Source organism: Hymenobacter segetis, from assembly GCF_054776495.1.
In genome coordinates, this window is record NZ_BAAHBV010000001.1 from 1478176 (window position 1) to 1491677 (window position 13502).

At 59.8% G+C, this 13502-nt stretch carries 12 protein-coding genes; 10 read left to right on the forward strand and 2 right to left on the reverse strand.

Annotated features, from left to right (window positions below; translation table 11 throughout):
• Positions 1–2: 2 nt before the first annotated feature.
• From ACYU70_RS06260 to ACYU70_RS06305, 10 genes are all read left to right on the forward strand, one after another.
• Complete coding sequence (locus ACYU70_RS06260; protein WP_342298309.1) at positions 3–809, forward strand: SDR family oxidoreductase; 807 nt, start codon at positions 3–5, stop codon at positions 807–809.
• A gap of 83 nt (positions 810–892) precedes the next feature.
• Positions 893–1783 carry an N-acetylneuraminate synthase family protein gene (locus ACYU70_RS06265; RefSeq protein WP_342298310.1) on the forward strand — a complete coding sequence of 297 codons (891 nt, stop codon included), beginning with the start codon at positions 893–895 and terminating at the stop codon, positions 1781–1783.
• 171 nt (positions 1784–1954) lie between these two features.
• The gene (locus ACYU70_RS06270) at positions 1955–2950 is read left to right on the forward strand and encodes a sterol desaturase family protein (protein WP_342298312.1); all 996 of its coding nucleotides are present in this window, start codon (positions 1955–1957) and stop codon (positions 2948–2950) included.
• Complete coding sequence (locus ACYU70_RS06275) at positions 2947–3318, forward strand: DMT family transporter (protein ID WP_342298313.1); 372 nt, start codon at positions 2947–2949, stop codon at positions 3316–3318. The genes ACYU70_RS06270 and ACYU70_RS06275 overlap by 4 nt, the downstream gene beginning before the upstream one ends.
• A 194-nt stretch (positions 3319–3512) precedes the next feature.
• Complete coding sequence (locus ACYU70_RS06280) at positions 3513–4319, forward strand: polysaccharide deacetylase family protein (protein ID WP_342298315.1); 807 nt, start codon at positions 3513–3515, stop codon at positions 4317–4319.
• A gap of 29 nt (positions 4320–4348) precedes the next feature.
• A complete protein-coding gene (locus ACYU70_RS06285) occupies positions 4349–5572 on the forward strand; it encodes an oligogalacturonate lyase family protein (protein ID WP_342298317.1) in 1224 nt (407 codons plus the stop codon).
• A 148-nt stretch (positions 5573–5720) separates the two neighbouring features.
• Positions 5721–6854 (forward strand): glycoside hydrolase family 88/105 protein, encoded by a 1134-nt coding sequence (locus tag ACYU70_RS06290; RefSeq protein ID WP_342298318.1) that lies wholly within the window; start codon positions 5721–5723, stop codon positions 6852–6854.
• A gap of 116 nt (positions 6855–6970) precedes the next feature.
• Positions 6971–9817, forward strand: coding sequence for a glycosyl hydrolase (locus tag ACYU70_RS06295; RefSeq protein WP_342298319.1), 2847 nt, complete (start codon positions 6971–6973; stop codon positions 9815–9817).
• Positions 9818–9826: 9 nt separating this feature from the next.
• Positions 9827–10141 (forward strand): L-rhamnose mutarotase, encoded by a 315-nt coding sequence (rhaM, locus tag ACYU70_RS06300; protein WP_342298320.1) that lies wholly within the window; start codon positions 9827–9829, stop codon positions 10139–10141.
• Positions 10142–10552: 411 nt separating this feature from the next.
• Positions 10553–11020, forward strand: a complete 468-nt coding sequence (locus ACYU70_RS06305) for a cupin domain-containing protein (protein ID WP_342298322.1) — start codon at positions 10553–10555, stop codon at positions 11018–11020.
• Between the two features lie 14 nt (positions 11021–11034).
• Here the strand turns inward: ACYU70_RS06305 and ACYU70_RS06310 are convergent, their stop codons facing one another.
• A complete protein-coding gene (locus ACYU70_RS06310; RefSeq protein WP_460615929.1) occupies positions 11035–12099 on the reverse strand; it encodes a DUF6807 domain-containing protein in 1065 nt (354 codons plus the stop codon).
• A gap of 20 nt (positions 12100–12119) precedes the next feature.
• Positions 12120–13490, reverse strand: coding sequence for a Gfo/Idh/MocA family protein (locus tag ACYU70_RS06315; RefSeq protein ID WP_342298326.1), 1371 nt, complete (start codon positions 13488–13490; stop codon positions 12120–12122).
• Positions 13491–13502: the final 12 nt, after the last annotated feature.

Here is a 13502-nt window from a genome sequence, read left to right on the forward strand (position 1 = left end):
CGATGAATTTATTCGATTTAACGGGCAAAACGGCCATCGTCACCGGTGCCTGCGGGCTCATTGGCCAGAAGCACTGCGCGGCCCTGGCCGAAGCCGGAGCCAACGTGGTTGTGGCCGACCTCAACGCGGAAGCCGCCGCAGCCGTGGCCTTTGGGCTGGGTGGCGGGCCGCACTTGTCGTTGGCAGTTGATGTGACTAAACCGGAATCCTTGGCTACCGCCCGCGACCAGATTCTGGCCCGTTTCGGCCACATCGACGTGTTGGTGAACAATGCCGCCATTAACGATATGTTCGAGAACCCCGCGCTGGCGGCTGATTTGAGCAAGTTCGAGAACTTCCCACTGGCCACGTTCCAGAAAGTGTTGGAGGTGAACGTGACGGGCGTATTCCTGGCGGCGCAGGTATTCGGCACACCCATGGCGCAGCAGGGCCACGGCAGCATCATCAACGTGGCCAGCACCTACGGCATCGTCGGGCCCGACCAGAGCATTTACCGCAACGAGGCCGGCGAGCAAACTTTCTATAAATCACCCTCCTACCCCATGACCAAGGGCGCGGTGGTGAATTTTACCCGCTACCTGGCGGCCTACTGGGGCGCGGCCGGCGTGCGCGTGAACACGCTCTCGCCCGGCGGCGTGGAAAATAGCCAGGATGCGTTTTTCGTCAAGCAATACAGCGCCAAAACGCCGCTCGGGCGCATGGCTACGCCTACTGATTACCAAGGCGCGGTCGTATTTCTGGCTTCGGATGCGTCGGCTTATATGACTGGAGCCAACCTGGTCGTGGATGGTGGCTGGACGGCTATTTAATTTCTTATAGCGCATGCTTTAGCTTGCGCATCTTCCTTACAGGCACAAGCTAAAGCGTGTGCTACAATACAACCCTTCGCCTCATGCAAGCTGTTGAAATTCGCAAAAACCGATTCATTGGCGCGGGCTACCCGGCCTACATCATTGCCGAAATTGGCATCAACCACAACGGCTCGCTCGACCTAGCCAAGCAGCTCATTTCCGAGGCCGCCAAGGCCGGCTGCGACGCCGTGAAATTCCAGAAGCGCACGCCCGAGCTGTGTGTACCCAAGGACCAGTGGGAAAAGCAGCGCGACACCCCCTGGGGCCGCATGAGCTACATCGACTACAAGCGCAAAACCGAGTTCGGTCAGGTCGAATACACGGCTATCGACGACTACTGCCGCGCCTTGGGCATCGACTGGTTTGCCTCGTGCTGGGACGAGCCGTCGGTTGATTTCATGGAGCAGTTTGCGCCCGTGATGTACAAAATGGCCTCCGCCTCCCTCACCGACAAGCCCCTGCTGGACCGCGTGCGCGCCACCGGCCGCCCGCTAATGCTAAGCACCGGCATGAGCACCCTCGATGAAATCAACCAAGCCGTGAAGTGGGTGGGTCTGGATAAGCTGATGATTGCGCACTCCACGTCCTCCTACCCCTGCCCGCCCGCCGAGCTGAACCTGCGCATGGTGCCCGTGCTGCAAGGCATGTTCCCCGGCACGCCCATCGGCTACTCGGGCCACGAAACCGGCCTAGCTACCACTGTGGCCGCCGTGACGTTGGGTGCCAGCTTTGTGGAGCGCCACTTCACCCTGGACCGCGCCATGTGGGGCTCCGACCACGCCGCTTCGGTAGAGCCCGGCGGCATGGCCAAGCTCGTGCGCGACATCCGCGACGTAGAGGAAGGCCTCGGCGATGGCATCAAGCGCGTGTACGACTCCGAATTGGAGCCCCGCGCCCGCCTGCGCCGTGAGCTGACGCCGAACCAGGAGTAGCCTGTTTGAGTTGAACTCCTGAACGAATAAAGAACGTCATGCAGAGCGCAGCGAAGCATCTTTACCGCAATAGTAAAATTGATTACTAACTCGGTAAAGATGCTTCGCTACGCTCTGCATGACGTTTTGCCGCATGCCGTTCTTTCAATAATCCAGAATCTGCCCTAAACCATGCATCACGTCGAACTCATCACCACGGCCATACTGCTGATTTGGGTGGCCGTGGTCATCACGCTGGAGCGCATCATCCCCTACCGCAAGGGCCTGCCATTTTTCCGCGAGGGCTTCTGGACCGACTTGGTGCTCTACACCTTCGTGCAGAGCTACGCCCTGAAAATCATCATTTTCGATTACATCATTCAGCCCCTCGACCAGCATTTCGGGTTCTCGAAGCTGCATTTTGTGACGGGCTGGCCTATTTGGGCGCAGGTGCTGTTTTTCGTAGTGACGCACGATTTCTACATCTACTGGTTTCATCGGTTTCAGCACAGTAGCCCGCTGTTCTGGCGCACGCACGAGGCGCATCACTCGGGCAAGCAGGTGGACTGGCTGGCTGGCTCCCGCTCGCACGCCCTAGAAATCATCATCAACCAGACCATTGAGTTTGCGCCCATTATCCTGCTCGGAGCCGACCCCATGGTGGTGCCCATCAAGGCCTGCATCGATGCCGTGTGGGGCATCTGGATTCACTGCAACATCGACGTGCGCTCGGGCCGCCTGCAATATTTCATCAACGGCCCCGAAATGCACCTCTGGCACCACGCCGACCACGAGGAAGTATTCTACGCCAACTTCTCGACCAAATTTGCCTTCTGGGACTGGATTTTCGGCACCGCCTACCGCCCCGACCACAAGCCGCTGAAATGGGGTCTGCCCTACGCCTTCCCGAAAGATTATTTCAGCCAGCACGTCTTTTCCGTAGCCCGTTTCGATGAGGAAGAATTGGTCAAACGGTCCCGATTATTCCGCGCATACCACGGCATTCGCGGGCGGCTGCTAACCAAGCTCACCGACCGCGTGCCGGCCCTGAAACCCCTGCATGGCTGGCCCGTGCCGGAGCCGTATACCGAAACCATCCCCGCGCAGCGCCCGGGCGGTAATTTTGGCGCAGCTCCGGCCCCGGCCACTCCCTCTCACTCCCCCACTGCTGCTGCTTCGTCCCGTTGATTAATCCCTGGTTTTCGCTGTTTCTGGCCTCGTTCATGGAGGTTTGCTGGACGTATAGTCTCAAGGCGCTCAACATGCAGCGCATCAAGGAAGTAGCCTGGCTGCACAGCTTCACGCATCCGGCCTTATTGCTACCGGTACTGCCGCTGCTGGCCTACGTGGCTTTTGGGCTGGCCAACGTGCTGTTCCTGTCGCAGGCCATGCGATTCATTCCCACCGCTACGGCATACTCGGCCTGGATGGCGCTGGCCGTAGTGGGCATCAAGCTCGTGGATGTGCTCTACCTCAAGCAGCCGTTTTCCTGGCAAAGCGTGATCTATACCAGCCTGATTATCATTGGCGTACTGGGATTGCGGCGCATCGAATAGCCCGCAGTTTTCCAACGGTTTCCATTTCCCGCAGGCGGCTCTTTCTGCTCAGAAAGAGCCGCTTTTTTGTATTCCCGAACTTCTCGGCAATCTGGCAGACAGCCCCAATATTGCCCCACCGAAGAGTACAGGAAGGTTGGGCGCGATGGCGCGAGGTTCTTGCGGCATCTTTCACGCATTCCCACCCGGTACCCGTGGCGCTTTCCGCTCGCTTTTATCTGGCTTGTCTACTGACTCTGTTCGGGTTAGGACTGGGGCGTGAGATTTCGGCCCAGGTATTGCGCCGGCCGGTCCCGGATAAGCTCATCGTCCTCACCTTTGATGATGCGGCCGTGAGCCACGCCACCTTCGTGGCCCCGCTACTGAAGAAATACGGGTTTGGCGGCACGTTTTTCGTGTGCGAGTTCCGGGAGCCACCGTTTTCGGACAAGACCAAATACATGACATGGGCACAGATTCAGGGCCTGCACCGGCAGGGGTTTGAGGTGGCCAGCCACACGCTCAGCCACCAGCACGTCAACAAGATGAACCGGGCGCAGCTTGGGGCTGAGCTGGATTCTATCGAAGCACGCTGCCGCGCCTGGCGTATTCCCCGGCCCGTCACCTTCGCTTATCCCGGCTACGATACCGCTCCCACGGCCACCGCGCTGCTGCCCGAGCGCGGCTACCAGTTTGCCCGCGCCGGCGGCGGCCGGGCTTACGCCCCCACCCAGGACAATCCCATGTTGCTGCCCAGCTTCAGCATCTCGGGTACCGATACGGCCAAGGTTTTCAACGCCATTCGGCAAGCTCATGATGGCCGCGTGGTAATCCTGACTGGGCACGGCGTGCCCGACGTGGCCCACGACTGGGTTACGACCCCGCCCGCGCTGTTTGAACAGTACCTGAAATACCTGCACGACCACCGCTACCACGTCATCGCCCTGCGCGACCTGGCCCGTTACGTGAACGTGCCCGAAGCCCTGCGCACCCTGCCGCCCCGCTACGAAAACCTGAAATAAGCCACCCTCCTAATCCTCAAATCCCACCCATGAAAACCAACTACTTATTCGCTTTGAGCGGCTTGCTACTGAGTTTCGGCAGCCACGCGCAGAGCAAAATGGCCACCGGCAGCCAGAAACCCATGCCCGCTGCTGAGTGGGTTGATGCCGATACCGGCCACAAGGTGGTACGCCTCACCCAGCTGGACGGCGACAACGGCAGCTTTTACTTTCACAACAACCCGTTTTTGAAAGGCAGAGGCAACGAGGGCGACCTGATGGTGATTTACCACACCGATGCCCAGGGCAAGCAACTGCGCCTGGTGAACCTGAAAACCCACCATACCGAGCCGCTGACGCGCTATTTCAAGCAGGTGAAGGGCGAAATAGTGGGCCGCAAGCGCCGGGAGGTGTTTTATCAGGTGCAGGACACGGTGTATGCCACCAACGTGGACTCGAAAAAAACGCGCCGCGTGTTCGTGTTTCCAGCCGATTTCAAGGCCGATATTACTTCGCTGAATGCCGACGACACCCAGCTTGGCGGGGCCTGGGGCAGCGATGCGGAAAAGGAAATCTACCGCCAGTACCCGGCCAAGAGCGACTTTTTCAACCGCATCTACGACGCTAAGCTGCCGCGCACGCTCTTTGTGGTGAGCACGGATGGCGGCGGGAAGCTCACCAAGCTATTCACGGATAATGCCTGGCTGAACCACGTGCAGTTTTCGCCCACCGACCCCGATTTGCTGATGTTTTGCCACGAAGGCCCCTGGGGCAAGGTGGACCGCATCTGGCACATCGACACCAAAACCAAGGCGGTGAAGCTGGTGCATAAGCGCACGGTGGACGGCGAAATTGCGGGCCACGAATTCTTCAGTCCCGACGGCAAAACCATCTGGTACGACATGCAAAAGCCCCGCAGCGTGACCTTTTACCTGGGCGGCACCGACGTGAAAACCGGCCAGGAACGCGCCTACCAGATGGAGCGCAACGACTGGTCCATCCACTTCAACGTTTCGCCCGACCAGAAGCTCTTCGCCGGCGATGGCGGCGACGCGGGCCAGGTGGCCAAAGCCCCGGACGGTATGTGGATTAACCTCTTCCATCCCGAAGGCGACAAATTCCGCACCGAGCGCCTGGTGAACATGAAAACCCACGGCTACAAGCTGGAGCCCAACGTCCATTTCTCGCCCGACGGGAAATGGATAATATTCCGCGCCAATTTTGAAGGCCAGGAGCAAGTGTACGCCGTGGAAATCGCCAAAACGGCGTCGTAGTTACTGTTCCAAGACAAGAAAAAGAACGTCATGCTGAGCGTAGCCGAAGCATCTCTACCGCGCAAGTAATCCAATCGCTGCAACGAAGCGGTAGAGATGCTTCGGCTACGCTCAGCATGAAGTTCAGATAAGACAATATCCTCACCCAATGCTACTAAAAACCTCCCTTCACTCCCTCCTCTGCGCCGCGCTGCTGCTCACGCTGCCCGCCACCGCCCAGAAGCTGCCGAAGAAAAAGGCCGTGCTCAAAAGCATGACCCGCGCCAACGACTACTTCATGCGGACCTGGCCCGACCCCGGCAAGGAAATCGTGACCAATATTGCCCGGCCCAGCCACATCTGGACGCGCGGCGTGTACTACGAAGGCCTGATGGCCCTCTACCAGACCGACAAGCAAAAGCGCTACTACGACTACGCCGTGGACTGGGGCACGAAGCACCAGTGGGGCATCCGCAAAGGCATTACGGACCGCAACGCCGACGACCACTGCGCCGGCCAGACCTACCTCGACCTCTACCAGATTGACCCCAAGCCGGAGCGCCTGCACGACATCAAGGCCAGCATCGACCTGATGGTGCAGAGCCCAAAAATCGACGACTGGAACTGGATTGATGCCCTGCAAATGGCCATGCCCGTCTATGCTAAACTGGGCGCGATGACCAAGGATACGGCCTACTACGAGAAGATGTACCGCATCTACAACTACTCAAAAACCCAGCACGGCGGCCACGGCCTCTACAACCCCGAGGATAAATTGTGGTGGCGCGACAAGGATTTCGTGCCCCCTTACAAGGAGCCCAACGGCGAAGACTGCTACTGGAGCCGCGGCAACGGCTGGGTAGTAGCCGCCATGGTGCGCGTGCTCGACATCATGCCCAAAGATGCCCCCCACCGCGCCGAATACGAGCAGATGTACCTAAACATGATGCAGGCCCTGCCCCCATTGCAACGCGCCGACGGCTACTGGAACGTGAGCCTGCACGACCCCACGCATTTCGGCGGCAAGGAGCTATCGGGCACCGCGCTGTTCGTCTACGGCATGGCCTGGGGCCTGAACCACGGCCTGCTCGACAAGCAGAAATACGAGCCCATCATCGCCAAAGCCTGGCAGGCCATGGCCACCGAATGCGTGACGCCCAACGGCTCGCTGGCCTACGTGCAAGGCACCGGCAAGGAGCCCAAAGACGGCCAGCCCGTCAGCGTCACTTCCCGCCCCGACTTTGAGGATTATGGCCTTGGCTGCTTCCTGCTGGCGGGAAGTGAGGTTTATAAATTGAAGTAACCCGTCATGCAGAGCGCAGCGAAGCATCTCGCGTGCCGCCACCAATTCAATCGTTGCCATTGCCTTGAGTACGCGAGATGCTTCGCTACGCTCTGCATGACGTGCCAATAAATTCTATGAAACGCCCCCTCGCCCTCCTCCTCCTCGCTTCCCTCACCGCCCACGCCCAGGCCCCCAAATGGCCGGCCATCACCCAGCAAACCAAGCCTTGGACGCGCTGGTGGTGGGAAGGCAGCGCCGTGAATAAAGCCGACCTCACCACCGTGCTCACCGAGTATCAGAAAGCCAACCTCGGCGGGCTGGAAATCACCACGATTTATGGGGTGAAGGGCGCGGAAAGCCAGTTTATCGACTTCCTCTCGCCGAAGTGGATGGACATGCTCTCGCATACCCTCACGGAGGCCGGGCGGCTGGGGCTGGGCATTGATATGGCGCAGGCCTCGGGCTGGCCCTTTGGTGGGCCGTGGGTGGCCCCAGTGGATGCCTCGAAGTACGTAACCTACAAAACCTACGAGGTGAAAGGAGGCGCGAGTTTGAATGAGCCGGTGACCTTTATGCAGAAGCCCATTGCCACGGCCATCGGCCACAAGGTCGATATCAAGCAATTGACCGACCCGGTGGCCAAAAACAAGAATATGCAAACCCTGGCCCTAGAGCAGGTGCGCTTCGAGAAGCCGCTGCCGCTGCAGGCGCTGATGGCTTATTCGGACAAGGGCGAAACGCTGGATTTGACGAGCAAAGTAGGCCCTGATGGCAAGCTAAGCTGGACAGCACCGGCTGGCTCAGCCTGGACGCTATATGCGCTGTTTCAGGGCGGGCACGGCAAGCAGGTGGAGCGCGCCGGCCCCGGCGGTGAGGGCGACGTGATTGACCACTTCTCTAAGACGGCCACCGACCATTACTTGGCGTATTTCGACAAGGCTTTCGCGGGCCACAACGTGAAGCCGATTCGGGCGTTTTTCAACGACTCCTACGAGGTGGACGATGCGCAGGGCGAGGCCAACTGGACACCTCAAATGTTTGCCGAATTCCAGAAACGGCGCGGCTATGATTTGCGCCAGCATTTGCCGGCGCTGTTCAACAAGGCCAGCGAGGATGAAAACCAGCGCGTGCTCACTGATTACCGCCAGACGATTTCTGAGCTGCTGCTCGAAAACTACACCCAAACCTGGGGCACCTGGGCCAAAACCCACGACGCGCTGATTCGCAACCAGGCCCACGGCTCGCCAGCCAACATCCTGGATTTGTACGCCGCTACCGACATTCCCGAGACGGAGGGCGAGGACCTGACGCGCATCAAATTCGCGTCGTCGGCCGCGCACGTCACGGGCAAGCCGCTGACCTCGGCCGAAACGGCGACCTGGGAGAATGACCATTTCCTGAGCAAGCTGAGCGACGTAAAAAAGGCCATCGACCGGATGCTGCTGGGCGGGGTAAATCACGTTTTCTACCACGGCACGGCCTATTCGCCTCCCTCGGCTAAGTGGCCCGGCTGGCTGTTCTACGCGGCGGTGGAGTTTAATCCGCAGAACCCATTCTGGACGGATTTCGGTAAGCTGAACCTGTACACGGCCCGCGCCCAGTCGTTCCTACAAGCCGGCCAGCCCAGCAACGACGTGCTACTCTACCTGCCCATTTCGGATGCCTATACCCGGCCCGGCAAGGTGCTGCTCCAGCATTTCGACGGCATTGAGCACGGCTTTAAAGGGCTGCCCATTGAAGCCACCAGCGAGCTGCTGCTGAGCAAGGGTTACGGCTACGATTTCATCTCCGACAAGCAGGTGCAAGCCGTAAAAAACACCGGCAACACCCTCACCACCAGCGGCAGTGCGGTTTACCAAACCCTGCTCGTGCCCGATGCCCATCTCATGCCGCTGCCCACGCTGGAAAGCCTGCTGAAGCTGGCCCAGAATGGCGCTACCATCCTGCTGCAAAACCAGTTGCCCGCCGACGTGCCCGGCCTTGGCAACCTCGAAAACCGCCGCAGCAACTTCAAGAAACTGCTGGCCCAGCTCAAGTTCAAGGCCACGGCCCAGGCCGGCGTACAGCAGGCAAGCCTCGGCAAAGGCCGCGTGCTGCTGGGCAATGACGTGCCGCAGCTCCTGGCGCAAGCCAGCGTGCGCCGCGAAACGCTGGCCGACCAGGGCCTGCAATTCCTGCGCCGTAGCCACGCTCAGGGCCATTACTACTTCCTGGCCAACTGGGCCGAAAAGCCCTTCGCCGGCTGGATAACCCTGCAAACGCCCGCCAAAGCCGCTGCCCTCTATAACCCCATGACCGAGCAAACGGGCATGGCCAGAATCCGCGCCACGGCCAACGGGCTGCCCGAAATCTACGTGCAGCTCAACCCCGGCGAAACCTGCATCCTCGACACCAACGAAGGCGCGCTCACTGGTCCGGCCTACCCCTACCTCACCGTAGCCGCCGCGCCCCAGCCCCTCACCGGCCCTTGGGACCTGAATTTCACCTCGGGCGGCCCGGAACTGCCCGCCAAGCTTCAGACCAAAGAGCTGACGTCCTGGACCACGCTGGCCGGCGACGCGGGCCGCAAGTTCTCGGGCACCGCCACCTACAGCACCACCTTCGCCCTGCCCCAAGGCCCCGGCGACGGCTTCCTGCTTGACCTCGGCCGGGTGGCCCAGAGCGCCCGCGTGCAGGTGAACGGCCAGCCCGCTACCACGCTCCTCGGCCCGGTGTATCAGGTTTTCGTGCCCAAAGCCCAGCTCAAAGCCAGCAATACCCTCACCGTGACTGTGAGCAACCTGATGGCCAACCGCATCATCGACATGGACCGCAACCACGTCGACTGGAAGATTTTCTACAACACCAACATGCCCGCCAAGCTCAAGGAAAACCGGGGCGACGACGGCCTTTTCACCACCTCCAACTGGTCGCCGCTGGATTCCGGTTTGCTCGGGCCCGTCACCCTCACGCCAGCCACCACGGGCGCGCCCGCTCAATAGATTTTAACTATGGAAGAAGTAGCTTTCACGATGCAGCTGCGGCCCGGCGTGGCCGCCGAATACCAGCGCCGCCACGACGAAATCTGGCCCGAGCTTTCGGCCCTGCTGCGCGAGGCCGGCATCCGGGATTATTCGATTTACCTTGATGCCGCCAGCGGCCGGCTGTTTGCGGTGCAAAAGCGCCTGCCAGGCCACACCACTGCTGATTTGCCGGCCACCGAAATCATGCAGCGCTGGTGGGCCTACATGGGCGATTTGATGGAAACTAACCCGGATAACTCGCCCGTAGTGCAGCAGCTAACGCGGGTCTTCTATATGGAATAACGCGCCTTTTTTCACGCCAATACAGGAGGGTGCGGGAAGGTTAGTGATGACTCAATCTCCAGATTTGTAGAGTGAGTGTAAACAACCTGACTGGCCCGTAGCCCGCCGGAGAAACGATGGGTGGGAGTCCTCTTTCCTCCACCAGCCGCTACGGGTCACGTCAGTGTTGTGGTGCCACTTTGCAAGCATTATCGGCCCGGTTTAATAACTGTCGGCGGCCATACAAAAACGTGAACATCATCGACGACGATAAGGCAGTTATAGACGCACAAAACAGCCTGAATATCAAATTTTAATTTTTAATGGACCCCAACGTTGAAGAGGCGGCTTCCTGTGGAGGCCGCTTCTTTTTTGTAGCTTATTGAATGGGCACCCACTGATTCGTTACTTCAAACACTTATTCCCAATCCGATGCTGACGAAGAGAGAACTAAATCTGGTTGGCCTCACGGCCCTGCTCATGTGCATTCCAATGGCCATCGTGGCCAGTCAAAACCGCCTGCCCGGCCCGCTGCCATCGTCGGTATTTGAGTGGAACGACTACAAAGCCGTGCCCACTAAAGTGGGCGAGCGGCGGCCGTTTTTCGACTCTCCCACCGAAACGCTCGATAACCTGGAAGTGCACGCCACCACCCTCAACCCCGGCGAATACGCCCACCCCGCCCACCAGCACCCCGACGAGGAGCTGATGATAGTGCGCGAAGGAACGGTGGAAGCCCTGGTGAACGGTGAACTGAAGCGCGTCGGCCCCGGCTCACTCATTTTCCAGGCCCCCAATAAGATGCACAGCATCAAAAACGTGGGCACCACCCGCGCCACCTACCATGTACTACGCTGGCGCACGTCCAAAACCGGCCCGGCCGCAGTCAGCAAGCCGTAATTAGAACAGTCAGGCTACTTGCTCGGGCCCACACTCTTCTTCGCAAAATCAGCCGCCGCGTCATTGAGTTGCTTTGGTGTCGGGGTTTGGCGGCCTTCGTCAATCAGCACGCGGTAGCGGAACGTCACAGATTCACCCTTTTTCAGCTGTAGGTTTTTGGCCGATTTTCCGTTGGTGAAAATATTTTCGCCCAACGGGTTGGCAGCGAATAACCCATAGCCACGGGCGTGCCAGAAGGTGGGATAATTGGGGTTTTTCGGGTGGTCGATGATGGTGATGCTGACGGAGTCGGCGTCCATTTTGCCGTAGGCTTTGCACCACACGCCGCGGGTACTCCAGGCATCGTTGCCGCGCTTGCCGGCGCTGGTGAGGTAGGTACCGTTGGCAACGTGGTCGGTGCCGGCTTTCACCACCGTCACAATGCCTTTGCTGTCGGTGAATTTCTGGTCCTGGTCGGCGGGGATTTGCAGTTCATGGGCCAGGCGCAGGCCCAGCAGGCCGTCTTTGGCGTCGGTGAAGGTCACTTCCCGCGCCGCCGTGAGCGTGGTAACGCGGTCGATGATGCGCGCCCGGGCGGTGCCGCTGAACTCGAAGCGCGTGGTTTCTTCCAGCAGCACTTCGTTTTGCTGGTTGGTCCAGTTGGCGTGGTAGGCCAGCACGCCGGTGGAGCCGCTACTGATGGTGAGAATCTTATCGGTTTTTATCCAGCCATACGCGGCTTTTTTCTCCTTCGGAATGGCGTAGGAGTTATTCCAGAAATCCAGTCCGTTCACGTTCTCGAAGTTGAACCACAGGCCGATGTGGTGCGGGTGGTCGGTGGGGTCGCCGGGCTGCGGGTTCAGCGGGAAGCCGCGCGTGACCACGGTGCCATTGGCGGCGCGCAATGGGTAAAGCACGGGCTTTTCCAGCGAGTCAGGGTACAGAAAGCTGGTGAATAACTCCTTGCCCACAAACACGTCAACCTTCCGGGCTTTGGCATCTTTGGTCACGCGCACCGGCTCGGCCTTCTGGGCCTGCGCATCGGAAAATCCAGCCAGCGCAAGCAGCAGCACGCCGCCGGGGAGAGCAAATTTCATCATCGGGTGGGGCTGAAACAGCATTAGTATTTGAACACTTTGCCGCCTACCATCACCTCCTGCGTCTTCTCGTCGAAGGTGGCTTTCATGCCCGAATGCACGGCGGCGTTGGTCATGATAGTAGCGATGGAATGGCTGTAGCCGGCCTCTACGGGGGCGTGCGGCTGCTGGCGGCTGCGCACGCACTCCATCCAGTTGCGCACGTGGTTCGAGGTCAGCTTGTCGCCGCCGGTGTTGGCCGAGGCAATGACCGGCTCGACGGCCGACAAACTCGACTCGGGCAGCAAAAATGGCTGCATATGCATATCGGCGGCGAATTTCTGGGTGAGGCCGCCGCGCGGCGATACGGTGTTGGTGTTCAAATTCAGCTCGCCGCCGTTGGAATAATAGATTTCGGACGGGTGCTCGTCGCCGTTATCCATCCGCGAGCCGAAGGTGACCTGGAAGCCGTTGCTGGGGTCGTTTTGGGGGCCATAGTCGAACACGGCCGTGAGGGTGTCCCAGTTCTTGCGTCCGTCTTTCCACATATAAATGCCGCCGTTGGCCACCACGCTGCGCGGGTGTTGCAGGCCCGTAAACCAGTGCACGGTATCAATCTGGTGGCTCATCCATTGGCCCGGAAGGCCCGACGAATACGGCCAGAACAGACGGTATTCCAGGTATTTGCGGGCATCAAACGCCTCGAAGGGCCGGTTCATGATGAAGCGTTTCCAATCCGTATCGGCCTCTTTCAATTGCGGCACCAAGTCCGGGCGGCGCCAGCGGCCGGGCTGGTTCACATTCCAGGTCAGCTCCACCATTTTGATGTCGCCGAATTTGCCTGATTTGATGTAGGCATCGGCCGCATGGTAATTGGCCCCGCTGCGGCGCTGCGAGCCAATCTGCACAATCTGCTTCGAGGCCTTTATGGCTTTCAGCGTCGCCCGGTTGTCCTCCATTGTCTCGGCAAAGGGCTTTTCGCAGTACACGTCGCAGCCGGCCCGCACGGCCTCAATGGCGTGCAGCGCGTGCTGAAAATCGGCAGTGCTCACAAAAACCGCGTCCACAGCCTTCTTGTCGTACATCTCCTCGTTGTTGCGGTAGGCGGCCACGTCGTGCCCCAGCTTTTCCTTCCAGGTGGCCGCCCCCTCCTCCCGCCGCTTTTTCCAGATATCCGACACGCCCACCACATCGAAATTCAGCTCCTTGTAGTGGTTCAGGAAGCTGGGCAGGTGCGAGCTGCGGTGCCGGTCCGAGAAGCCGACCACGCCCACGCGCACCCGGTCGTTGGCCCCAATGATGCGCTTGTAACTGCTGGCCGACCACGCCATTGAGGGCGCGAGCAGCACGCCGGCGCTGGCCAGCGCCGTTTGCTTGAGGAACAATCGACGGGCATTGGGTTCTTCGTGCGACATGGGAATTCTGGT